Genomic DNA, 23,354 nt, shown 5'->3' on the forward strand with positions numbered 1-23,354 from the left:
CTACAACTTGTAACCGATCCGACGCAGCAACTGTTTGCGGTCGCGCTGATCGTCCGGACCTTCGACACCCAGCGGTGCGCCACCGTCGACAACGCCGAGAATCCCCCGTCCCAGCTCGGTCTCGGCAATCAGGACTTCAACCGGATTGGCTGTCGCACAATAGATTCCGCAGATCTCGGGAACTAGCCGCACCGCATTGAGCACATTGACCGGATACCCCTCGCGCAGAAAGACGATGAACGAATGTCCCGCGCCCAGCGCGACCGCATTCTTGGTGGCGAGTTCGGTCAGCTCATCGTCATTACCGGAGGTTCGGACCAATCGCAGCCCCGACGCCTCACAGAATGCCAACCCGAACCGCAGATGCGGACTGATCCCAACCAGTGCCTCGTGCAGATCCTCAACGGTCTTGATGAAGTGAGCCTGCCCGATGATGACATTGAGATCGTCCGGCTTATCGATGTGTACCGAAGTCAGCTCCATTGCCCTATCCTGCGCCGCCTGCGCGCTTGTGCACCAGGGCGACACGCCCTTGCCTGCGGGACCGTCGGGGCGGCGACCAGCGAAAAGGTGATCATTCGCGCGGTGGGTGTCGATCCCGGGATGCCGACGCGGTCATGAGAGCCCTTGTCTGCGACTGGGTTCGGCGCAGGCGCGGTGCGGTGTCACATTTGCGTCATTGCCTGGCGAAAGTGGGATGCGATCAACCGTCGAGTACGTTCTGAAGGATGAGTTCACGGGTGCGGTCGGCCGCCAGCGGCGCGGGGGTGTCGCTGCCGATTCCGGCCGACCGATACCGACCGGGTGTGCGAGTCGCGGTGTTCATACTGTTCGACCACGTCGTAAGCCGTTGTCGCTGTGCGCAGTTCGGCGACCTCGGCGCGGTTGCGGTGGGCGGCAAGCGCGAATGCCAAGTACGGTGTCGGGATGCCGTATTGACATCGAAACCCGGGGGAGTTCGAAACGAGAATGTGTCGAAGTATGTATTTTGATCGAACCCGGCGCCTGCGTATGGCAGTCGGCGGTACCGCGCTGACCGGACTGCTCGTCCTGGTCGGATGCGGTGCGGACACCGGTAGGAATTCGGTAGCGCAGACCAGCATCACCGCGGCCGCGGCGCATACCGACCAGCAGCAACTGTCCTTCACCGTGCCGGGCACGCTGGCGGCCGGATTCCAGGAACTGCAGGTGAGTGTGCACGGCAAGCTCGGCATGGCGGTCATGCCGGTCGGCGGCCAGAAGATGGTGACCTTCGGCGACTGGACCACCGGACCCGCCTGGTCGACGATGAAGGTTCCGTTGACGATCGCCGCATTCCGCAAGAGCTCGACGAGTTCGAGCTATGCGGCGACCGCTGCGATCACCCAGTCCGACAATGCGGCGGCGGATACCCTCTGGCAGTCGCTCGGTACCGGCCAGGATGCGGCCAAGGCGGTCGAGACCGTCCTGCGCGAGGGCGGCGATAGCAAGACCACGGTGCCCGCCACCAAGGTCCGATCGGATGCCTCGGCATTCGGGCAGGCGGACTGGGCGCTGACCGAGCAGGTCAGATTCGCCTCCCGACTACCGTGTCTGCCACAGGCCGCGGGTGTGATCGACCTGATGGAGCAGATCACGTCGAGTCAGCGCTGGGGCCTCGGCGGGCTCGCCGGCGCGGAATTCAAGGGCGGCTGGGGCCCCGATACCTCCGGCTCCTATTTGGTTCGTCAGTTCGGTCTGATCGAGGGACCGGGCGGTCGGATAGCGGTCGCCATTGCCGTACAACCCGATTCGGGCTCATTCTCCGACGGTATGAGCATCCTGGATCGGCTGGCCACGGTGATCTCACAGCATCTCGATGAACTATCCGGTGGCGCCTGTTCCTGATCGGGCGCGGTGCCATACGGCGGCGTTCGCCTGCGCGGCCTTGATGGCTGCGCAGGCGGCGACCTGAGCGCGCACACTGGACCGGGTAACGGCGGCACCCGACAATCCCGACTTATCGGATGAGGTCGCCGGACCACGACTGTGGGGTCGTGGCCGCGAGGTGGAGGTAAACGGGGTGGACGACACGGAGTCGCGGGCCGGTACGCGATTCGGCCCCTACGAATTGCGCGCCCTGCTCGGCCGCGGCGGTATGGGGGAGGTCTACGAGGCATACGACACGGTCAAGGACCGGGTGGTTGCGGTCAAACTGCTGCCTGTGGGACTGGCGGGCGACCCGCGGTTCCAGCGGCGGTTCCGGCAGGAATCCCGGGTTGCCGCCCGGCTGGCCGAACCGCACGTCATCCCGATCCACGACTGGGGCGAGATCGAGAGTGTCCTCTATATCGATATGCGACTGGTTCGCGGCAGTGATCTGCGCTCGGTGCTGCGGGACAAGGGTCCGCTGAGCCCTGCCCGCGCGGTCGGCATCATCGAACAGGTCGCGGCCGCGCTCGATGCCGCGCATGCCGAGGGTTTGGTGCATCGCGACGTCAAACCGGCCAATATTCTGGTCACCCCCTCCGATTTTGCGTACCTCGCCGATTTCGGCATCGCCCGCTCCGAAAGCGATCCGAGCGTGACCGCGACCGGCCAGGCCATCGGCTCCTATAGCTATATCGCGCCGGAACGATTCGATATCACCCCGATCGGCGGCACCGCCGACGTCTACTCACTGGCCTGCGTGCTGTTCGAATGCCTCACCGGCGCCCAACCTTTCCCATCGGACGGCATGAGTTCGCTGATTCGGGCTCATCTTTCGACACCGCCACCACGGCCGACCACCATGCGTGCCGAACTGCCCGCCGCACTGGACGAGGTGATCTCGCGCGGTATGGCCAAGGAGCCCGCCGATCGCTACCCGACGGCCGGTGCGCTGGCGGCGGCGGCCAGGGCGGCGGTCTCGGGCACATCGTCGCTGCCGAATTCGGAATTGCCGACCGCGCAGATATCCCAGCGCCCGTCGCGCGCCCCGGCCACCATCGTATTTCCGGCATTCGGACCCGAATCGACAGTGGGGCGCCAGTCGGCAGGCGGAGCGTCCTCGCCAGGTGGGCCGCGGTCGGCGGGTGGGCCGCAATCGGTGGCGGGATCGCCATTGATCAGTGGGCCACGACCGATCGCTGAGCCGCAGCCGACCAGGGGACACCAGTCGACCAGTGGGCCGCAGTCACCCGGTGCGCCGCAGTCGACCAAGGGTTCGCAGTCACCTGGTGTGCCGCAGTCGACCAAGGGTTCGCAGTCACCTGGTGTGCCGCAGTCGACCAAGGGTTCGCAGTCACCTGGTGTGCCGCCGTCGACCAAGGGGCCACAGGCACCCGGCAGGCCGTATCCAACCGGTGGCCCACACCCGACCGGCAGCCCGCATTCAACCAGCGGCCCGCAGCCGATCACCGGGCTGGAGTCGACGATCGTGCCCCGGATTCCATCCGATCCGATGCGACGGCCGCTCGACGCCACCACCGAGGCTCTCGCGAAAACTCCCGGCATGCCGATGCCCCAATCCGACGCACCGTATCCACCGGATCGGTCACCGACGTCCGCGCGCCGATCGCGGCGCGTCGGGTGGATCGTCGCGGCACTGATGGTCCTCGTCATCGCGGGCGCTGTCGGCTGGTATGTGCGCAACGGTTTCGGCGAGCATTCCGCGCAGCCGACCACGACGACCATGTCCGCCCGCCTACCCGCAGGGGCCAAGCCGTGCGCCCAGCTCTATCCGGCCCTCGGCCGGTTCACGTCATCCGCGATCGGCACCACGGTCACCAGCTGCGCCTTCGCCGAGGAGGTCCGCAAGGCGTACGCCGACGGTGGCGACACCGCCATCACCGACCGCTCGATCATTGCGCACAGCCCGGTCAGCAATCGCGACTACACAATGAATTGCACCGCTGGTGATCAATTCGCGACCTGTAGCGGCGGCGAGAACGCGATCGTCTATGTGTATTGAGGCATAGCCGTTACCCAAGGTTCATGGGGGTGCGGCTACATGATCGCGCAAAGCGGTGCAAGATATGCGCCATGCGCATCGGAGTCTTGACCGGAGGCGGCGACTGTCCAGGACTGAACGCGGTCATCCGTGCCATCGTTCGCACCGCGAACGGACGCTACGGCGACGCGATCATCGGCTTCGAGGACGGCTGGCGCGGCCTACTGGAAAATCGAAAGATCACCATCCACAACGACGATCGCACCGACCGCCTGCTCACCAAGGGCGGCACCATGCTCGGCACCGCCCGTACCAATCCCGATAAGCTGCGCGCCGGATTGGACCAGATCAAGCGGACCCTCGACGACAACGGCATCGAGGCGCTGATCCCCATCGGCGGCGAAGGCACGCTCACCGCGGCCAGTTGGCTGTCCGATGAGGGCGTCCCGGTGGTCGGCGTACCGAAGACCATCGATAACGACATCGACTGCACCGATGTCACTTTCGGCCACGACACCGCGCTGTCCATCGCCTCCGAGGCGATCGACCGGCTGCACACCACCGCGGAATCGCATCAGCGCGTCATGCTGGTCGAGGTGATGGGCCGGCACGCGGGCTGGATCGCGATCAACTCGGGCATGGCGGCGGGCGCACATCTGACACTGGTCCCCGAGGTGCCCTTCGATGTGGACGAGGTGTGCACGATGATCAAGCGCCGCTTCCAACGCGGCGATAAGCATTTCATCTGCGTGGTCGCCGAGGGCGCGCATCCCGCCCCCGATACCGGTTTCGCGCTCCGCGAAGGGGGGATCGACGAATTCGGCCACGAGCGGTTCACCGGTGTCGCCCAGCAGCTCGGCCCCGAGATCGAACGCCGCATCGGCAAGGAGGTCCGCACCACGGTGCTCGGCCACGTCCAGCGCGGCGGTAGCCCGACCCCGTACGACCGGGTGCTGGCCACCCGCTTCGGATTGCACGCCGCCGAGGCCGTACATGCCGGGCATTTCGGTCAAATGGTCGCGCTGCACGGCACTTCCATCGATTTGGTGCCGTTATCCGAGGCCACCAAGCAGCTCAAGCGCGTACCCGAGGATCGATATCGCGAAGCCGAGGCGTTTTTCGGATAGTTGTTGCACAATCGAGACCTGCCGAATCGGTTGTGGCACAGCTACTCTGGTCACCGTGGCTCAACTCCGGGTATCCGATCTGCCCACCGATGCTGTCGCGGTGTTCCGCCGCCGTGCCCGTGCCGCGGGTATAGCGGTCGAGGATGTCGTTCGTCAGGAACTGATCGCGATGGCGCGCAGGCGAACTTCGGTGGACACGATCGTGGAATTCCTGGAGTCCCAGGGCCGTGATCTGACCCCGGCATTCGACTCCGCCGCACTGACGCTCATCCAGGTATACGACCTGCCCGCCGACGTACTCGGCATGTTCGGCCGCCGGGCTCGGGCCGCCGAACTGCCGCTCGGTGCCTTCGTGCGCCGGGAACTGCTGGCGGTCGCGCGGCGCGGCGGCGTACCGGATGCGATCCTGGAATTCCAGGAGGCGCAGGAGGACGACCCCACGCTGGAACTCGATATGGCAGCGATCGCCGCGGCAGTTCGATACGCGCGCGGGGCGTGAGGAGTGCGGTGCTGTCCGCACCGTGTTTTCGCCGGAACCGGTCGCAGGGGTCGGTAGTGTTGCGACATGCGCAGTGGGCGATGGTTCGTCTCGGTTGTGTTCCTGATCGTCACCGTGGTGGCGGGGTGCTCGTCATCCGATAAGGGTGTGCCGCCCTCGCTTACCGGAGACTGGCACGGCGCCATCGAAGCGCCCGGCGCACCGCTGTCGGTCGGGGTGAGCTTCGCCGATAACGGCAGCGCCACCATCGACATTCCGCGGCAGGGTGTGCACGGCGCGCAGTTGAAAGATGTTTCCACGCAACCGGATCGGGTGGCATTCGCGATTCCCGACGTGCCGGGCAACCCGGCATTCGCGGGCAAATTCGACAAGGGTTCCGACCGTATCGTCGGCGAGTTCCGGCAGGCGGGGCAGAGCCTGCCGCTGACACTGCAACCGGGCAAGGTCGAGCAGGCCACGCGCCCACAGGAGCCGAAACCGCCGTATCCGTATCGATCCGAGGATGTCACCTACCGCAATGGCGATATCACCATCGCGGGCACACTGACCGAGCCCGAGGGCAACGGACCGTTTCCGGCGATTCTGCTGATCTCCGGCAGCGGCGCACAGGACCGCAACGAAGAACTCATGGGCCACAAGCCTTTTCTGCTGCTGGCCGATACGTTCACCCGCGCGGGCTACGCCGTACTGCGCACCGATGACCGCGGCGTCGGCGGCACCAGCGGCAAACTCGACGACGCCAACTACACAGACCTCGCCGATGACGCCGCGACCGGTGTGAAGTTCCTGCGTGCCCGTCCGGACATCGACCCGGCCCACGTCGGCCTGTTCGGCCACAGCGAGGGCGGCTACCTCGCACCGCTGGTGGCCGCGCGCCCGGACAGCGGCATCGCCTTCGCGATCCTGATGGCCGGTCCGTCGGTACCGGGCTGGGAGGTGCTGATCGAACAGAACCGCGCACTGCTGACCGCGGCCGGCGCACCGCAGTCGCGGGTGGATGAGCAGGTCGCCTACATCACCGACTGGACCAACCTGATCCGCTCCGGCGATCTCGCCGGAGCCAAGGATCTCAGCCAACGGCACAACGAATCCCTCCCGCCGGAGCAGCGCGCATCCGCCGACGTGCTCAACGCCTACAACACGCCCTATATGGCGGCCTTCATCAGTTACGATCCGGCGCCCGCACTCTCGGCCCTGCACATCCCCGTCCTCGCGTTCTTCGGCACCAAGGACCTGCAGGTGCTCGCCACCCAGAACGAACCGCCGATGCGCGATCACCTCGCTGCCGATCCCGACGCCACCGTGCACGTGTTCCCCGGCCTCAACCACCTCATGCAACCCGCGAACTCCGGCCTGCCCAGCGAGTACACCACCATCGAAACCACCATCTCGCCCGAGGTCCTCGGCTACGTCACCGCGTGGCTGTCGCAGCACGCCCCGACCCGCTGACCAACCGCGTGGCGGGGGCTGTGAGCGGGTCAATAGACTGATCGCTATGAGCGAGCGCAGCGAGCCAACAATCGGCACAGCCGCCATGGGTGCGGTCATGACGGAGCCGAGCGTCAGCGAGGCGGAGTCATGAGTGCACCCACCGTCGACTTGATGGACTATGCCGATGTCATCGACCGGTTCGAGCCGGTGCTCGGCATGGAGGTTCACGTCGAGCTCAACACCGCGACCAAGATGTTCTGCGGTTGCCCGACCGAGTTCGGCGCGGCTCCCAACACTCAGGTATGCCCGGTATGCCTCGGTCTGCCCGGCTCGCTGCCGGTGGTGAACCAGCAGGCCGTGGAGTCGGCGGTTCGGATCGGACTGGCGCTGAATTGCTCGATCACCCCGTGGGGCCGCTTCGCGCGCAAGAACTATTTCTACCCGGATCAGCCGAAGAACTACCAGATCAGCCAGTACGACGAGCCGATCGCCACCAACGGATACCTCGACGTTGTGCTCGACGACGGCAGTACCTTCCGCGTCGAGATCGAGCGCGCGCATATGGAGGAGGACACCGGCAAGTCCACCCACATCGGTGGCGCGACCGGTCGCATCCACGGCGCGAGCCATTCGCTGCTGGACTACAACCGGGCCGGAGTGCCGCTCATCGAGATCGTCACCAAGCCGGTCACCGGCGCGGGGGAGCGGGCGCCGGAGGTGGCGCGCGCGTATGTGACCGCATTGCGTGAAGTTCTGAAGTCGCTGCAGGTATCCGACGTCAAGATGGAGCAGGGCTCGCTGCGCTGCGATGCCAATGTCTCGCTGATGCCCATCGGCGCAACGGAATTCGGCACCCGTACCGAGACCAAGAACGTCAACTCGCTCAAGAGCGTCGAGGTCGCGGTCCGCTTCGAAATGCGCCGGCAGGCCGCCATTCTCGCCGACGGCGGCTCGATCCTGCAGGAGACCAGGCACTTCAACGAGGCCGACGGCACCACCTCGTCCGGCCGGGTCAAGGAAACCTCGGAGGATTACCGCTACTTCCCCGAGCCGGACCTGGAACCCGTTGCGCCCGCCCAGGATTGGGTGCAGCAGCTGCGCGGCACCATTCCGGAGTACCCGTGGTTGCGCCGCGCGCGCATCCAGTCCGACTGGGAGCTGTCCGATGAGGTCATGCGCGACCTGGTCAACGCGGGCGCGCTGGATCTCATCATCGCCACCGTCGACGCGGGCGCCCCGGTCAACGACGCCAGGTCGTGGTGGGTCGCCTACCTCACCGAAAAGGCCAAGGAGCGTGAGGTTTCGCTGGAGGACCTGCCGATCACGCCCGCCCAGGTGGCCGAGGTGATCAAGCTCGTCGAATCGAAGACGGTGAACAACAAGGTCGCCAAGCAGGTTGTCGACTTCGTGTTGGCGGGTGCGGGCGATCCGGCGCAGATCGTCGAGGCCAAGGGCCTCGGCATGGTCAGCGACGAGACCGCGCTGCAGGCCGAGGTGCAGAAGGCACTGGAGGCCAATCCGGATATCGCCGAGAAGATCCGTTCGGGCAAGGTGCAGGCCGCTGGCAAGATCGTCGGTGATGTCATGAAGGCCACCCGCGGCCAAGCGGACGCGGCGCGAGTACGCGAACTCGTGCTCGCGGCGTGCGCCTGAGTTTCGGCTGCCGCCAACGCGACTGGACCGGTCCTTCGGGACCGGTCCAGTCGCGTATGGGCTTGCTAGTCCGGGCCGAGGCCTGACGACGGCGGCGGGATCTTGATCACCCGATCGTCAAAGGGGCCGTGATTGTCGTCATTGTTGACCGTGGTCGCCCAGATGGTGCCGTCACCACCGGCCGCCGCACCGCCGAGCCTGCCGTATTTGTCCTGCACGATGAAGGTCGGCGCGGCGGTCACCGCGTGGGTGTTCGCATCCGGATTCGCGATGGCGAGCGCCTTCGCCCCCGACATTGCGATGGCCACCACATCCGGACCGGCCGCGCAGCCCGCGACGCCGGGCCGGTCCGGCCAGGTCCACGCGGTAGTGACGGTTCCGTCCTTGGCCAGGTGCTGCAGCCGGTCCTCGGTCGCGGTGCGGTCGGTGATCCAGACGCTGTCCTTGCCGTCATCGCAGAGATCGCCCGCGATGCCGAGACCGGAGACCACGACCTCCGGATTGGCGCCGGGGGACGGCGAGTTGATCCGCAGCACCTTGCCGGCCAGCGACGATGGCGCGCTGGCCAGACCGGGATTGCCCGCATTGCCGGTCAGCACCAGCAGTTCGGTCGGCGAGACGAATTCCAGCGCACCGTGATTGCCGACGGACCCCTTCGGAATTCCGGTCAGGATGTCCTTCGGCGGGCCGTTCTCGGCGATGCGCACCACCCGGTTGTCGGTCGCGGTGGTGATGTAGGCGTAGATGAGTCCGTCCTCGCGGTAGGTCGGCGAGAGCGCGATATCGGTGATGCCGCCGTCACCGGAGCCGTCCACGTCGACCTGGTTGACCAAGACCGGAGGCGACTGCGGATCGCTCGGATCCACCGCGACGGTCTTGTAGATGCGACCGGTGCGCCGCTCGGCGACCATTGCATCCTCGCCGAACGCGATGATCCCGCCGGTGGAGTCCAGGCAGGTGGTGACCACATTCGGGTCCGGATCGATGCACGGACCGGTCGGGCGCGGACGCGGCGAGGGATTCTGCTGCGGCGTTTTGGGCTCGGCGGGGCTGAAGGTCGGTTCAGGTGTGAAGGGGCTGGAGGCGGAATCGTCGAACCGAGCGCAGCCGACCAGCAGGACGGAGCCCAGCGCCAGGCTCAGGGCGATACGGCCCACGACAACCAAACTCATGGTTCAGACGTTACGGAAACCGCAGCCGATGTGCTGCTCCGGGTCGAGAAACGGACACGCCGTCGCATGCACGCCGCACACCGGCGTGCGCGGCGGCATAGGGTATCGACCGTGACCGAGAAGCCGAAAGACACATCCGCGCCCAGCATCGAGGGCACGCTGATGGATGAGCCGTCGGCGGTGTCATCCACCGGGCGTGGCGTGACCAGCCCCTACGATTCACCCACCGGCGTGATGCCCAGGCTGAACCTGTCCTCCGATACCCCGCCGAGCGGCCGAGGTCCCGAACTGGCGAAAGACGTGCCGCGCACGGAAGAGGAGCTCGGTCTCGATCCCGAGATCCCCTCGGTCGGCGAACAAACCAGGGCCAATGACACCGCGAACCCCGCCTACGCCTACGCCAGCATCCCGCCCGCATCGAACGGTCCTGGCGAGCCGAGCCGCCCGCTGCGCCGCCGCAATGGCGATGTCCGCCGCGGCACACTCGATCTCGGCCTGTTCGTGCTGCGGCTGGTGGTCGGCGGCACCTTCATCTATCACGGCCTGCAGAAGCTCACCGGCTGGTTCAACGGACCCGGCCTGGACGGCACCCGCGACATGATGGGCGGTGGCGGCTGGGACCACGCGACGCTGTCCACCATCCTGGTCATCGCCGGTGAACTCGGAGGTGGCGCACTGCTCGTACTCGGCCTGGCCAGTCCGTTGGCCGCGGGCGCGGTATTGGCGGTGATCATCGACGCGTGGCTGTGGAAGCAGGGCATGGTTGCGGGCTTCCAGTACAAGTCCGCGGTCAAGAGCGGCGTCGAGCTGGAGTCCATCCTCGCGGGCACCGCCGTCGTCCTGCTGCTGACCGGCCCGGGCCGCCTATCCTTCGACCGCAACCGCGGCTGGGCCACCCGCCCCGCCTTCGGCTCCTTCGCCGTCCTGATCCTCGCGATCGCCGCCGCCATCGGCACCTGGTATTGGCTGCACGGCGGCAACCCGCTGACTGGCATCGGTCCGTTCTGATCCGCCTCCCCGAATATTCAGGCCATACCAGTTGGGTGCCCACGCGGCCCGCGTTCAGGTCCTGCGTTGGGTGCCCCGCTGGGTTTCGGGGGTACCCGACGAGTTACCCATGTCCTGACGAAGTCAGTTGTCACTGAAATACGAACGGCGTTCCTCGCATGCACATGAGGAACGCCGTTCGTATTCAATTGAGCCGCACGGGTTTACGGTACCTGGCGCACCGCGCCCTTGTCGGCCGAGGTGGCCAGGGCTGCGTAGGCACGAAGGGCGGTGGTTACCGGGCGGATACGGTCGACCGGCTGCCAAGGGCGTTCGGAGGCATCCATTTTCGCGCGTCGCTCGGCCAGGGTCGCCTCGTCCACCAGTACCTCGAGGGTGCGGGTCTTGACGTCGATGCGGATCTGATCGCCGTCCTCGATCAGGCCGACCGCGCCGCCCGCGGCGGCCTCGGGGGACATGTGGCCGATAGACAGGCCGGAGGTGCCGCCGGAGAACCGGCCGTCGGTGATCAGCGCGCACTCCTTGCCGAGGCCCGCGCCCTTGAGGAATGCGGTGGGGTGCAACATCTCCTGCATACCGGGCCCACCCTTGGGACCCTCGTAGCGGACCACGATCACATCGCCCGGCTTGATCTGCTTGCCGAGGATCGCCGATACCGCGGCCTCCTGGGATTCGACGACCACGGCCGGGCCCTGGAAGGAGAACAGTTCCTCGTCGATGCCCGCGGTCTTGAGGATCGCGCCATTGGGGGCGATATTGCCGCGCAAGACAACCAGACCACCCTCGACGGTGTAGGCATGCGCCTTATCGCGGATGCAGCCGCCCTCGGCGTCGGTGTCCAGCGACGACCAGCGGTTGTTCGTGGAGAACGGCTCGGTGGTGCGCACGCCGCCGGGTGCGGCGTGGAACAGTTCGATGGCTTCCTCGGATGCCTTGCCGGAACGAATATCCCAGGTGTCGAGCCATTCGTCGAGGCTGGCGGTGTGCACCGTGGTCACGTCGGTCTCCAGCAGACCGGCGCGGCGCAGCTCGCCGAGGATGGCCGGAATGCCGCCGGCGCGGTGCACATCTTCCATGTGGTAGTCGGAATTGGGCGACACCTTGGACAGACACGGCACTTTGCGAGAAATCTCGTCGATGGTCTGCAGATCGAAGTCGATCTCACCCTCCTGCGCGGCGGCCAGGGTGTGCAGCACGGTATTGGTGGAACCACCCATCGCCACGTCCAGGGCCATCGCATTGCGGAAGGCCTTGGCATTGGCCACATTCCGGGGCAGCACCGATGCGTCGTCCGCGCGGTACCAGCGATTGGCGATATCGACGATCACCGTGCCGGCCCTCTCGAACAGCGCGTGGCGGGCCGCGTGGGTGGCCAGTGTCGACCCGTTGCCGGGCAGCGCGAGTCCGAGCGCCTCGGTGAGGCAGTTCATCGAATTCGCGGTGAACATGCCGGAGCAGGAACCACAGGTCGGGCAGGCGCTGCGCTCGACCTCGCTGAGCCCTTCCTCGCTGACGTTCATATTGGCGCTGGCCGCGATCGCGGTGATCAGATCGGTCGGCGCCTGCGCGACACCGCCGACGACCACGGCCTTACCGGCCTCCATCGGCCCACCGGAGACGAAGACGGCCGGAATGTTCAGGCGCATGGCGGCATTGAGCATGCCCGGCGTGATCTTGTCGCAGTTGGAGATGCACACCAGCGCGTCGGCGGTGTGCGCATTGGCCATGTATTCGACCGAATCGGCGATGATCTCGCGCGAAGGCAGCGAGTAGAGCATGCCGCCGTGGCCCATCGCGATGCCGTCGTCGACCGCGATGGTGTGGAACTCCCGTGGCACACCGCCCGCGGCGCGCACCGCGTCGGCGACGATCTCACCGACATTCTTCAAATGCACGTGGCCCGGTACGAACTGGGTGTAGGAGTTCGCGATGGCGACGATCGGCTTGCCGAAGTCGGTGTCGGTCATACCGGTGGCGCGCCAGAGTGCGCGCGCGCCTGCGGCATTGCGGCCGATGGTGGTTGTGCGTGAACGAAGCGGTGGCATGTATCGATCCTCGGGAGGTCGCGGGGGCTGATGTGCGACTGCGCGGAGTTCGCTCAATGAGCAAATTCAACGACCGACCACGTTACTCCCGCGCGCCGGCGGGCCTTTCGTGGCGGTCGACGGCGCTGATCGCCATCGGGCTGTGGTTCGGGATGATGTCGCCGCGAGGGTGTCGTCGGCGCGGACGGTGTCATCGGCCGTGTCCGCTCCGGCACCGTCGGTATCCACCGGTCCGGTGAGCGCGGGCGGGGATTGTCCGTCCGACGCGGTCACCGGACCGCGCATCCGTCAGCGAGCCTACCGGCGGCGGTCGCTGTTCCCGCTGCCGGTGAATCGCTACGAGTCGGAGTCGCGTGCCTCGGTCTGGGAGTCGCGTGCCTCGGCCTCGGCGGCAGGTGCCTTGGTGTCGGCGGTAGGTGCCTCGGCCTCGGCGGCAGGTGCTTCGGTATCGGCGGCAGACGCCTCGGCCGTCTTCGCCTCGGACTCGCGCTCGGCCTCCCGCGCGGCGGCCTCCGCCGCGAACAGATCCGGAATCCGGCCGTTCGACGCCCGGATCAGATCGCGCAGCCGGTCATAGCTGACTGCGGGGAGTTTCACATTCCTGTCGTCGGTGAGATGGGCACGCACGAACCCGCGCTTGGGAATGCTGACGCCCGCGACCTGTGCCCAGTCGAGGTGTCGCGAACCGAAAACAGTGCGTAGATCCAACCCGTCTTCCGACACCGTGGTGCGCGTGCGCGCGATCCACACCGCCGCCGCGACCGGCAGCAGCAGCAGCCACCACAGTCCGACCGGCCAGCCGACGAAGGCGAAGAATACGCAGAACAGCAAGACGACCACACCGAGATAGGCCATCTGCGTAATGCGGATGACCTGCGCCGTCTGCTTCGGCTCGGTCGGTTCCGGCGAACTACCCGTCTCCGATCCCGCCGCGGGCGTATGGGACGATTTAGCCGGTGGCACGGACTGATGCGGTGATGACACACCACCATCCTCGCATCATGGTGAACGGACTCGAGCACCCGCTCGGTCTCACATAATGAGACCTGTTTGACTGATCGACTCGCGCACACATACCGTCATGCGCGTGAATCGAATCGAGTTGCTCGTAATCGGCCGGCGCGTCCAGCGTTGAGCCTGACTACCTGAGTCGAATACGTCAGCTCGCGTTGCGACGCGCCACCCTCGAACAGCCCTGCGCTGTCGGGGGCTTTTTTGTGTTCGGGACAAAAGTCCTGGCACGTGGCCGCTTCGCAAGGCACCACGTGCAAGCACAATTGTCCGGGGTCTAGTACGAACAGTTAGGAACGAAGACGGTGAGTGCACCAACCGCACGGCCCGGGCCCTCGGCCCGCAGGCCAGCGCCTTCGGCGAATCAGCCGGCCGTGGCCGCTGGTAGTCCGACGACCGCGGCGAACCGCCGCCAGGTCCCGCCCGAGCGGGTCACCGGCGCGCAGTCCGTCGTCCGCTCCCTGGAGGAGCTCGGCGTCGACACGGTATTCGGCATTCCCGGCGGCGCGATTCTCCCGGTCTACGACCCGCTCTTCGATTCCACCAAGGTCCGTCACGTCCTCGTCCGGCACGAACAGGGCGCGGGTCACGCGGCGACCGGTTATGCGCAAGCCACCGGCAAGGTCGGCGTCTGCATGGCCACCTCGGGTCCGGGCGCGACGAACCTGGTCACCCCGATCGCCGACGCGCAGATGGACTCGGTCCCGATCGTCGCCATCACCGGCCAGGTCGGACGCGGGCTGATCGGCACCGACGCGTTCCAGGAAGCCGATATCTCCGGCATCACCATGCCGATCACCAAGCACAACTTCCTCATCACCGAGGGTGTCGATATCCCGCGCATCATCGCGGAGGCCTTCTACCTTGCCGCCTCCGGTCGCCCGGGTGCGGTGCTCGTCGACATCCCCAAGGATGTGCTGCAGGCGCAGACCACCTTCAGCTGGCCGCCGGAGATGCGGCTGCCCGGCTACCGTCCGGTGACCAAGCCGCACGGCAAGCAGGTGCGCGAGGCCGCCCGGATGATCTCTGAGGCCAAGCAGCCGGTGCTCTACGTCGGTGGCGGCGTGATCAAGGCCGACGCGTCACCGCAGCTGCTGGAACTGGCCGAGCTGACCGGGATCCCGGTGGTCACCACCCTGATGGCGCGCGGTGCGTTCCCGGACAGCCACCACCTCAACATGGGCATGCCCGGCATGCACGGCACCGTCGGCGCGGTCGCCGCGCTGCAGAAGTCCGATCTGCTGATCACCCTCGGCGCGCGCTTCGATGACCGCGTCACCGGTCAGCTGGATTCCTTTGCGCCCGACGCCAAGGTGATCCACGCCGATATCGACCCGGCCGAGATCGGCAAGAACCGGCATGCGGATGTCCCGATCGTCGGCGACTGCCGCGAGGTGATCGTCGAACTGATCGAGACGCTCAAGGCCGACCCCTCCGGCCCGCCGCAGCTGGATCTCACCGATTGGTGGCAGTACCTCGACGGCATCCGCAAGGGCTACCCGCTCGGCTGGACGACGCCCAGCGACGGTTCGCTGTCGCCGGAGTTCGTCATCGAGGCCCTCGGTCGTCTGGCCGGACCCGACGCCATCTACTGTGCCGGCGTCGGCCAGCACCAGATGTGGGCGGCGCAGTTCATCAAGTACGAAAAGCCGCGCACCTGGCTGAATTCCGGTGGTCTCGGCACCATGGGCTACGCCGTTCCGGCGGCCATGGGCGCCAAGATGGGCGCACCGGATAAAGAGGTGTGGGCGGTCGACGGTGATGGTTGCTTCCAGATGACCAACCAGGAGTTGGCCACCTGTGCCGTCGAGGGCGTGCCGATCAAGGTCGCGCTGATCAACAACGGCAACCTCGGCATGGTCCGGCAGTGGCAGACCCTGTTCTACGAGGAGCGCTACTCCAATACCGATCTCGGCACGCATACCCTGCGCATCCCCGATTTCGTCAAACTCGCCGAAGCCCTCGGCTGCCACGGCATCCGGGTCGAGCGCGAGGAGGACGTCGAGGCCGCCATCCGCGAGGCGCAGTCCATCAACGACCGTCCCGTGGTGATCGACTTCATCGTCGGCAAGGACGCCCAGGTGTGGCCGATGGTCGCCGCGGGCACCAGCAATGACGAGATCATGGCCGCGCGCGGCATCCGCCCGCTCTTCGATGAGGACGAGCAGGCCGCCGAGCCCGCCGTCATCCACGAGGCGATGTCGCACGAGAAGAACAAGGGGACCGATCAGTGAGTACCACTCACACCCTGAGCGTCCTGGTCGAGGACAAGCCGGGCGTGCTGGCCCGGGTCGCGGCGTTGTTCTCCCGCCGTGGCTTCAATATCGAATCGCTGGCCGTCGGTGGCACCGAGATCCCGGAGATCTCGCGCATGACCATCGTCGTCACCGTCGAGGACCTGCCGCTCGAGCAGGTCACCAAGCAGCTCAACAAGCTGGTCAATGTCATCAAGATCGTGGAGCAGGATGCCGACACCTCGGTCGCCCGCGAACTGATCCTGGTGAAGGTGCGTGCGGACGCCAGCGTGCGGACCCAGGTCATCGAGGCGGTTACGCTCTTCCGGGCGAAGGTGATCGATGTCTCGCCGGACGCGCTCACCGTCGAGGCGACCGGAACTCGGTCCAAGCTCGACGCGCTGCTTCGGATGCTCGAGCCGTACGGCATCCGGGAGATCGTGCAGTCCGGTGTGGTGGCCGTGGGCCGTGGGCCGAAATCCATCACTGCTACGCGCTAGTGCCCGACCCGTCGATCGTGCGACGAGCTAGTCTTGCTGCGATCGGCGGTCGGCGTGCCGCGCTCCCCGCGCACGCGGGGGATCCGATTTGATCCGAAATTTGCAAACTCATCACCTGCGTCAGCATGGTGTTCCCCGCTCCGGCGGGGATGATCCGATCCGAAGGGAACCAAGAGTGGCAGTCGAGATGTTCTACGACGACGACGCCGACCTGTCGATCATCCAGGGCCGCAAGGTCGCTGTCATCGGCTACGGCAGCCAGGGGCACGCGCACTCGCTGAGCCTGCGCGACTCCGGCGTTGAGGTCCGCGTCGGCCTCGCTGAGGGCTCGAAGTCGCGGCCGAAGGCCGAAGAGGCCGGTCTGACCGTCGGCACCCCGGCCGAGGTCGCCGCGTGGGCCGACGTGATCATGGTGCTCGCCCCCGACACCGCTCAGGCGTCGATCTTCACCAACGACATCGAGCCCAACCTGAAGGACGGCGACGCGCTGTTCTTCGGCCACGGCCTCAACATCCACTTCGGCCTGATCAAGCCCCCGGCCAATGTGACCATCGGCATGGTCGCGCCGAAGGGCCCCGGCCACCTGGTGCGTCGTCAGTTCGTCGATGGCAAGGGCGTTCCGGCCCTGATCGCGGTCGAGCAGGACCCGAAGGGTGAGGGTCAGGCGCTGGCGCTGTCCTACGCCAAGGGCATCGGCGGTACCCGCGCGGGTGTCATCAAGACCACCTTCAAGGAAGAGACCGAGACCGACCTGTTCGGTGAGCAGGCGGTGCTCTGTGGTGGTACCGAAGAGCTGGTGAAGACCGGTTTCGAGGTCATGGTCGAGGCGGGCTACGCCCCGGAGATGGCCTACTTCGAGGTGCTGCACGAGCTCAAGCTCATCGTCGATCTGATGTACGAGGGCGGCATCGCCCGGATGAACTACTCGGTCTCCGACACCGCCGAATTCGGTGGCTACCTGTCGGGTCCGCGGGTTATCGATGCCGACACCAAGAAGCGCATGCAGGAAATCCTGCGCGACATCCAGGACGGCAGCTTCGTCAAGCGGCTCGTCGCGAATGTCGAGGGCGGCAATAAGGAGCTCGAGGCGCTGCGCAAGGCCAATGCCGAGCACCCGATCGAGGTCACCGGCGCCAAGCTGCGCGGCCTGATGAGCTGGGTCGACCGGCCGATCACCGAAACCGCGTAATACGCGAAAACACGGCAGTGGCCCATCCCGATTCGTCGGGGTGGGCCACTGTTGTTTCGGTGGTCGCTTATGCCGCGGCCACGCAATTGCCGCTACTTACATGAGCACCGGCTCCGACCCGAACTCGTAGTCGAGGAGTTTCACGCCGAAATGGACCTCGGTGTTTGCGGGTTCGAGGCCGTCACGGATCGGCGATTCTCGTCGGGATTCACGGAAAACCGCTACTGCGGGAGATACCCTCTCTATCCGATTCTAGACGCCATGGGTACCTCCCAATTTCGCAGGAAGGATCCGACATCGTGCGCAGCCGGATATTTGGATTGACCGCAGCTTTGACGGGAACCCTGATCGTGGTCGGAGGCGGGACTATCGCCGCACCTCATATATGGGCGCAACCGGCGGGGGAGCAACAGGTCGCGGAGGCCGATGATTTCTACCTTCCACCGCCATCGCTCCCGGACGGGCGGGGCACTATTGTTCGAGCCGAACCGGCGCCGGTGGCAATGTCGGCGCCCGGACAGCCAGGAGTGGTCCCCGCGGCGGCGACGCGCATGATGTACGTCAGCAGCGATACCCACGATGCCCCGACGGCGGTGGTCGGCACGTATCTGCAGCCGACCGTGCCGTGGAACGGGCCGGGCGAGCGGCCGCTGATCGCGTACGCGGGCGGTACCAAGGGGCAGGGCGATCAATGCGCGCCCTCGAAGCTGATGTCGACTATCGCCGAGTTCCAGCCTCCGTTGGACATAATCTTCGAATACGATCTGGTGGCAATCCGTTCACTGCTCAACCGCGGTGTGGCGATAGTGGTGACCGACTATCACGGACTCGGCACGCCCGACGTGCACGACTATCTCAACCGGAAGTCGCAAGCCTATGCGGTACTGGACTCCGCGCGCGCCGCCTTGCAGTTGCCCGACACCGGTCTCAACCCCGGCACGCCGGTCATCCTCTACGGGTATTCGCAGGGCGGTATGGCCTCCGCCGGTGCGGCCGAACTGCAATCGAGCTACGCCCCCGATCTGAATGTGCGCGGCGCCTACGTCGGTGGGCCGGTGGTCGACGACGAATACTTCATCGGATTCAACGATGGCCGCGCCGATTTCGCACCGTCAATCGCCTGGATACTCAACGGCATTGCCGCCGACTACCCGGAAACTCGTCCGGTGCTCGATGCCGAACTCAACGACCTCGGCAAGGCGATCCTGGCGGAATCCCTGGGCAAATGTGCGGTCCCGGCCGGACTTGCCCAGGAGCATGGGCGCACGTCCGAGTGGACCACCAGCGGTGAACCGATCACCGCCGTTATCGATCGGTCCCCGGTGTTGCAGTCGGCATTCGCCGAGCAGCGTATCGGCACCCGCGCCCCGGCCGTTCCGGTACTTGCCGCGTCGGCCGTGAACGACCAGGGAGCGCCTTTTGTGCCGGTGCGCGACGTGGCCGCCGGTTGGTGCGGTAGCGGAGTGCCCGTTCAGTTGGAAGCGAACGCCGAAATTCCTCCCGCATCCGGACTCGTCGGCACCCACGTGATCGCCTTCTTCCCGGCCATGGTGGCCTCGCAGCAGTGGTTGACCGATCGGCTCGCGGGTATGCCCGCTCCGTCCAACTGCGCGGCGCTACCGTAGCGCTGGCGATTTCGGTGCGTAGTGCCCGGTGGCGGGCCGGTCCCAGGGCCGAAACCCGCCGTCGGGCACGCAGATCGAGTGTCGGATTCGATTTCGGGCCCGCAGCACCGCCTGGCGCGGCGAAATCCGTCCTCGGCCAAGGAAAGCCGCCAGGTCAGAACGTGGATTTCGAAAGATCGCTGGCACGCGGCGCAGACACGGCTATTCTAGAACGACAGTTTCACCGCAACGGATTTCGGCGGCCACACTCTCTGTCGGTGTAGTTCTGTTGGATGCCCGAGGCGCCTATGTCGATCTTCGAGAATACTGAAAGACGCGACCCCAAGCGGTATCTGTGGATACTGGGGTTGATCGCTCCGAGTTGTTCGGTACTGCCTTCACAACTGGTGGCCCGTACGGGCCTGGAGATTTTCTGGTGGATCGGTCCGATCATTGTGCTCGTGGTGATCCCGCTGCTGGACTGGGCAATAGGGAATGACGGGAGCAATCCGCGCGACGAGGACTACGAGGCCTTGTCCAACGATCGCTTCTACCGGTGGTGCACTTACCTTTTCCTGCCGCTACAGTTCATCGGCCTGCTCATCGCGGGATTTCTCTGGTCCAGAGACGCACTGAGCATATCCGATAAGCTCGGTTTGGCCGTGACGCTCGGGTTCGTGTCGGGCATCGGAATCAATGCCGCCCACGAACTCGGCCATCGGGTCGAGCACCTCGAACGCTGGCTGGCGAAAATCGCACTGGCGCAATCGGGGTACGGGCACTTTTTCGTCGAGCACAATCGCGGCCATCACGTGCGCGTCGCGACGCCGGAAGATCCGGCCAGTGCCCGATTCGGCGAATCACTGTGGGAGTTCCTGCCGCGCAGTATGATCGGCGGCTTCCGCTCAGCCCTCGCCTTGGAGCGTGAACGCCTGTCCCGCAAGGGAAAGCGCTGGTTCTGTCGGGACAATAATCTGTTGCAGGCCTGGTCGATGAGTGTCGTGCTGTTCGGCACGCTGATCGTCATCTTTGGTCCGATGGTGATCCCATTTCTGGCACTGCAGGCGCTGATCGGCGCGGGGCTGCTCGAGACGGTGAACTACGTCGAGCACTACGGACTGCTTCGCCAGCGCGGTCGCAATGGCAAATATGTGCGCTGCTCCCCGCGTGACAGCTGGAACAGTGACCGTCTGGTCACGAACCTATTCCTGTTCCATCTACAGCGCCACAGCGACCACCACGCGAACCCCGGCCGCCGCTACCAGACCCTGCGCAGTTCGGAGCAGGCGCCACAGCTACCCGCGGGCTACGCCAGCATGATCCTGCTGGCTGCTGTCCCCGCGATCTGGCGCGCGGTCATGGACAATCGTGTCCTGGCCCACTACGGCGGCGATATCAACCTCGTCAACACCAAGCGGCGAACCAAACGCCGCAACGAATCCCCTCGCTCCGCCAAATACGTCCACTGACTCTCGGATCGGCGGGGCTCGCTACTCGCCCGTAGCGGCGCGGTTGCCTATCGTCTTCGGGGACAACGGAGTCGAAGCCTTTGTCTGCCGAACAGATCGCGAGTCGTGAGCACCTCATCCACCACATTTGTCCCCGCTTCCGCACCGAGTTCGGCATCGCCGGGTCGACGTGCCGAGGCCATCCACCGCTTCCTCGTCAAACCGGCCGATGCGGGCATCGCGGGCTCGGTCGACGGCGGAAAGCTACTCGAATGGATCGATAAGGTCGCCTATGCGGCGGCGGCTCAGTGGAGTGGTTGTTACTGCGTCACCGCCTACGTCGGAAATATTCATCTCGACCGGCCGATCGCGGTCGGTGAGTTGGTCGAATTGCATGCGAATCTCGTGCATACGGGACGCACCAGCATGCATATCCTCGTCAGCGTCTATTCGACCGATCCCACGCGACGCAAGCCGGTGCAGACGGCGCAATGTCTGACGATTTTCGTCGCGGTCGACGACAATCGGCGGACCGTGGAAGTGCCGCAGTGGAATCCGACCACGATTCTCGAGTTACAGCGGCACCGGCAGGCGCGGGCGCGGATTTCGGTGCGCAAGCGGATCGAAGAGGCGATGGCCGCCCAGCAGTACACATCGGCGGGCACCGCACCTACCGGCACGCTGCGATTCCTGGCGGCGCCGTCGGATATCAACTGGGGCGGCAAGGTGCACGGCGGTCGCACGATGCAGTGGATCGATGAGGCGGCCTATATCTGCGGCGCCGATTGGGTTGGACAGCATGTCATTACGTCCTACTTCGGCGGGATCCGGTTCTACCGGCCCATTGTCATCGGTCATATCGTCGAGGTCGGTGCTCGGCTGATCTATACCGGTCCGCGCAGTATGCACGTCAGCGTGCACGTGACCGCCACGGATACCCACTCCGACGAACCGGCTCTTGCGGCGCACGGGCTCGCCGTCGTCGTCGCGGTGGACGGCAGTGGAAAGGCGCTGCCCGTCCGGCAGTGGGTTCCGGTTTCCGACGAGGACCGCGCGCTAGCGGCGCACGCTCGACACCTCGTCGAGTTGCGGGCCGAGGTGGAGCCGTTCACCGCGGCCAGCGCAGTGCCCGCCGACGCCGAACCCAGTCACTTCCGTGCGCCTATGCCGTGAATCGCGGCGGGAATTCGGACCCGCTCCGGGGGCGAGGCGGGCCATCGGTGTCCTCGGTTCGTGGTCAGTGGCCAGGGGTAGGGCTGCTCGGGTTACTTGGGCTGCTCGGGCTGCTTGGGCTGCTCGGGCTGCTTGGGCTGCTTGGGCTGCTTGGGCTGCTTGGGCTGCTTGGGCTGCTCGGGCTGCTCGGGCTGCTTGGGGTGCTCGGGCTACTTGGGTTATTCGGGTTATTCGGGTGCATGGGGTTCAAGGGGCTCATCGGGTTGGCCGGATTGTTCAGGCTGTGCTCCCACTGATATTGCGGGTTGGCCGGGTTATTGGGGTTGAGCGGGCTCATGGGGTTGGCCGGATTGTTCAGGCTGTTCGCCCAGTTATCGTCCTCCCGCTTGCGCCGCGCCTGCTCATCCCGCCATGCCTGTTCGCACGCGTCTCGATTTTCGGCCGTCTCGCAGCCCCCGCCGGATCCGGCGGAGCCCGTCGCTGGCGCGGCCGAGGCGGGAATTGCCAGGGCGGTCAAGGGAACTACGGCGATAGCGGCGGCCGCGGCCACCTGGGCCAGCATTCGGCGGGGCGTCGTTGTCATGCTCCCACTCTGGCGTCTTGTCGTCGAAAAGTCTTCTGTCGCAGGCTAATTCAGGGTTATTTCAGTCGGATGTATGAGATGGGATCCGACTGGGGTGGGGGTATTCCCGGAGGTATCAACCCGGAGTCGGTCGGCGACAGGGTTCGCGGTGCGGGCCGGATACTTCTGCACAGCGCTCGGCGCCGAACGTAGAACGGCCCGGCACCTGCTCGGTGCCGGGCCGCTATTGCTCGGGATCAGCTGCTGCCGAATGCGCCGCGCGGGAAGAGGTGGCGCGGGAATCGCCAGGGATCGTTCCAGCGACCGGGGAAGTCGCAGTCATCCCACCGTCCGGGGTGATGGTCCCAGTCGTCGAAGAAGCCGGGGCGGTCGCAATCCCAGTCGTTGTGCGGGTGCCGCACCTCGGTCACGCTGGGTTCGGTGGCGGTCGGGTCGGCCGAGGCGGGAATCGCCAACGCGGTCAACGGAACTGCGGCGAGTGCGCCGGCGATGGCCACTCTGGCCACCACGGCCCGGCCTGGAACGGACGTCGTTCTGGAAAACACTGTGAATCCTTTCTATCTGCGGCGAACGGTGCGTTCGCCATTCCCCGACGAGGGTCTGCTCGCATTTGCGCATCGACCGCACGTACACCCTGTGCCGCTTTTGTCCGAAAGACCAGAGGTGAAGCGGGATTCGAGGGAAGAATCAACCTTTGGTATGACGATTCCCCTAGCAGGTGAGGATTTGGGCTCAGGGTCTGTCCAGCCCCACTGACGTCGCCGCCCCCGGCCGATCTTCCGTGCACA

19 protein-coding genes are annotated in these 23,354 nt (G+C 65.9%); 13 read left to right on the forward strand and 6 right to left on the reverse strand.

Annotated features, from left to right (window positions below):
* Window positions 1-483, reverse strand: a complete 483-nt coding sequence (locus ACWEO2_RS05195; protein ID WP_452404211.1) for an adenosine-specific kinase — start codon at window positions 481-483, stop codon at window positions 1-3.
* Window positions 484-703: 220 nt separating this feature from the next.
* On the reverse strand, window positions 704-826 hold the full coding sequence (locus tag ACWEO2_RS05200) for a hypothetical protein (protein WP_452404212.1): 123 nt from the start codon (window positions 824-826) through the stop codon (window positions 704-706).
* 155 nt (window positions 827-981) lie between these two features.
* Between ACWEO2_RS05200 and ACWEO2_RS05205 the strand changes: the two genes are divergently transcribed.
* From ACWEO2_RS05205 to gatB, 6 genes are all read left to right on the forward strand, one after another.
* Window positions 982-1,866 carry a hypothetical protein gene (locus ACWEO2_RS05205; RefSeq protein ID WP_452404213.1) on the forward strand — a complete coding sequence of 295 codons (885 nt, stop codon included), beginning with the start codon at window positions 982-984 and terminating at the stop codon, window positions 1,864-1,866.
* A 175-nt stretch (window positions 1,867-2,041) separates the two neighbouring features.
* Window positions 2,042-3,910, forward strand: coding sequence for a protein kinase domain-containing protein (locus tag ACWEO2_RS05210; protein ID WP_452404214.1), 1,869 nt, complete (start codon window positions 2,042-2,044; stop codon window positions 3,908-3,910).
* Between the two features lie 71 nt (window positions 3,911-3,981).
* A complete protein-coding gene (locus ACWEO2_RS05215) occupies window positions 3,982-5,016 on the forward strand; it encodes an ATP-dependent 6-phosphofructokinase (protein ID WP_354954302.1) in 1,035 nt (344 codons plus the stop codon).
* Window positions 5,017-5,071: 55 nt separating this feature from the next.
* Window positions 5,072-5,515 (forward strand): hypothetical protein, encoded by a 444-nt coding sequence (locus tag ACWEO2_RS05220; RefSeq protein ID WP_452404215.1) that lies wholly within the window; start codon window positions 5,072-5,074, stop codon window positions 5,513-5,515.
* A gap of 66 nt (window positions 5,516-5,581) precedes the next feature.
* Entirely contained in the window at window positions 5,582-6,964 is a 1,383-nt protein-coding gene (locus tag ACWEO2_RS05225) for an alpha/beta hydrolase family protein (protein WP_452404216.1), read from the forward strand.
* Window positions 6,965-7,093: 129 nt separating this feature from the next.
* On the forward strand, window positions 7,094-8,599 hold the full coding sequence (gatB, locus tag ACWEO2_RS05230) for an Asp-tRNA(Asn)/Glu-tRNA(Gln) amidotransferase subunit GatB (protein ID WP_452404217.1): 1,506 nt from the start codon (window positions 7,094-7,096) through the stop codon (window positions 8,597-8,599).
* A 65-nt stretch (window positions 8,600-8,664) separates the two neighbouring features.
* Here gatB and ACWEO2_RS05235 read toward each other — a convergent pair whose 3' ends face one another.
* A complete protein-coding gene (locus ACWEO2_RS05235) occupies window positions 8,665-9,771 on the reverse strand; it encodes a PQQ-dependent sugar dehydrogenase (RefSeq protein WP_452404218.1) in 1,107 nt (368 codons plus the stop codon).
* Window positions 9,772-9,882: 111 nt separating this feature from the next.
* Here ACWEO2_RS05235 and ACWEO2_RS05240 point away from each other — a divergent pair, with 111 nt between their 5' ends.
* Entirely contained in the window at window positions 9,883-10,779 is an 897-nt protein-coding gene (locus ACWEO2_RS05240) for a DoxX family protein (RefSeq protein ID WP_452404219.1), read from the forward strand.
* Between the two features lie 203 nt (window positions 10,780-10,982).
* Here the strand turns inward: ACWEO2_RS05240 and ilvD are convergent, their stop codons facing one another.
* Both ilvD and ACWEO2_RS05250 read right to left on the reverse strand, forming a co-directional pair.
* On the reverse strand, window positions 10,983-12,824 hold the full coding sequence (gene ilvD / locus ACWEO2_RS05245; RefSeq protein WP_452404220.1) for a dihydroxy-acid dehydratase: 1,842 nt from the start codon (window positions 12,822-12,824) through the stop codon (window positions 10,983-10,985).
* 336 nt (window positions 12,825-13,160) lie between these two features.
* Window positions 13,161-13,808: a PH domain-containing protein gene (locus ACWEO2_RS05250; RefSeq protein WP_452404221.1), complete on the reverse strand. Its 648-nt coding sequence runs from the start codon at window positions 13,806-13,808 to the stop codon at window positions 13,161-13,163.
* A 332-nt stretch (window positions 13,809-14,140) separates the two neighbouring features.
* On the opposite strand from ACWEO2_RS05250, the gene ACWEO2_RS05255 reads away from it, so the two are divergent.
* The 6 genes from ACWEO2_RS05255 (at window position 14,141) to ACWEO2_RS05280 (ending at window position 21,983) form a co-directional block, all read left to right on the forward strand.
* Entirely contained in the window at window positions 14,141-16,069 is a 1,929-nt protein-coding gene (locus ACWEO2_RS05255) for an acetolactate synthase large subunit (RefSeq protein ID WP_452404222.1), read from the forward strand.
* A complete protein-coding gene (gene ilvN / locus ACWEO2_RS05260) occupies window positions 16,066-16,569 on the forward strand; it encodes an acetolactate synthase small subunit (protein WP_040693551.1) in 504 nt (167 codons plus the stop codon). The genes ACWEO2_RS05255 and ilvN overlap by 4 nt, the downstream gene beginning before the upstream one ends.
* Before the next feature lie 187 nt (window positions 16,570-16,756).
* Window positions 16,757-17,758, forward strand: coding sequence for a ketol-acid reductoisomerase (gene ilvC / locus ACWEO2_RS05265; RefSeq protein ID WP_452404509.1), 1,002 nt, complete (start codon window positions 16,757-16,759; stop codon window positions 17,756-17,758).
* 551 nt (window positions 17,759-18,309) lie between these two features.
* Window positions 18,310-19,383, forward strand: coding sequence for a lipase family protein (locus ACWEO2_RS05270; RefSeq protein WP_452404223.1), 1,074 nt, complete (start codon window positions 18,310-18,312; stop codon window positions 19,381-19,383).
* Between the two features lie 287 nt (window positions 19,384-19,670).
* A complete protein-coding gene (locus ACWEO2_RS05275; RefSeq protein ID WP_452404224.1) occupies window positions 19,671-20,831 on the forward strand; it encodes an alkane 1-monooxygenase in 1,161 nt (386 codons plus the stop codon).
* A 105-nt stretch (window positions 20,832-20,936) separates the two neighbouring features.
* Entirely contained in the window at window positions 20,937-21,983 is a 1,047-nt protein-coding gene (locus ACWEO2_RS05280; protein ID WP_452404225.1) for an acyl-CoA thioesterase, read from the forward strand.
* A gap of 819 nt (window positions 21,984-22,802) precedes the next feature.
* Here ACWEO2_RS05280 and ACWEO2_RS05285 read toward each other — a convergent pair.
* Window positions 22,803-23,111, reverse strand: coding sequence for a hypothetical protein (locus ACWEO2_RS05285; RefSeq protein WP_452404226.1), 309 nt, complete (start codon window positions 23,109-23,111; stop codon window positions 22,803-22,805).
* Between the last annotated feature and the right edge of the window lie 243 nt (window positions 23,112-23,354).

It is taken from the genome of Nocardia sp. NPDC004278 (assembly GCF_053602975.1).

Excerpts from the sequence above, each read along its gene's own strand:
- ACWEO2_RS05235 (WP_452404218.1), bottom strand. The coding sequence starts at position 9,771 with ATGAGTTTGGTTGTCGTGGGCCGTATCGCCCTGAGCCTGGCGCTGGGC.
- ACWEO2_RS05225 (WP_452404216.1), top strand. The coding sequence starts at position 5,582 with ATGCGCAGTGGGCGATGGTTCGTCTCGGTTGTGTTCCTGATCGTCACC.
- ACWEO2_RS05205 (WP_452404213.1), top strand. The coding sequence starts at position 982 with ATGTATTTTGATCGAACCCGGCGCCTGCGTATGGCAGTCGGCGGTACC.
- gatB (WP_452404217.1), top strand. The coding sequence starts at position 7,094 with ATGAGTGCACCCACCGTCGACTTGATGGACTATGCCGATGTCATCGAC.
- ilvD (WP_452404220.1), bottom strand. The coding sequence starts at position 12,824 with ATGCCACCGCTTCGTTCACGCACAACCACCATCGGCCGCAATGCCGCA.
- ilvC (WP_452404509.1), top strand. The coding sequence starts at position 16,757 with ATGTTCTACGACGACGACGCCGACCTGTCGATCATCCAGGGCCGCAAG.
- ACWEO2_RS05195 (WP_452404211.1), bottom strand. The coding sequence starts at position 483 with ATGGAGCTGACTTCGGTACACATCGATAAGCCGGACGATCTCAATGTC.
- ACWEO2_RS05270 (WP_452404223.1), top strand. The coding sequence starts at position 18,310 with ATGATGTACGTCAGCAGCGATACCCACGATGCCCCGACGGCGGTGGTC.
- ACWEO2_RS05215 (WP_354954302.1), top strand. The coding sequence starts at position 3,982 with ATGCGCATCGGAGTCTTGACCGGAGGCGGCGACTGTCCAGGACTGAAC.
- ACWEO2_RS05275 (WP_452404224.1), top strand. The coding sequence starts at position 19,671 with ATGTCGATCTTCGAGAATACTGAAAGACGCGACCCCAAGCGGTATCTG.
- ACWEO2_RS05200 (WP_452404212.1), bottom strand. The coding sequence starts at position 826 with ATGAACACCGCGACTCGCACACCCGGTCGGTATCGGTCGGCCGGAATC.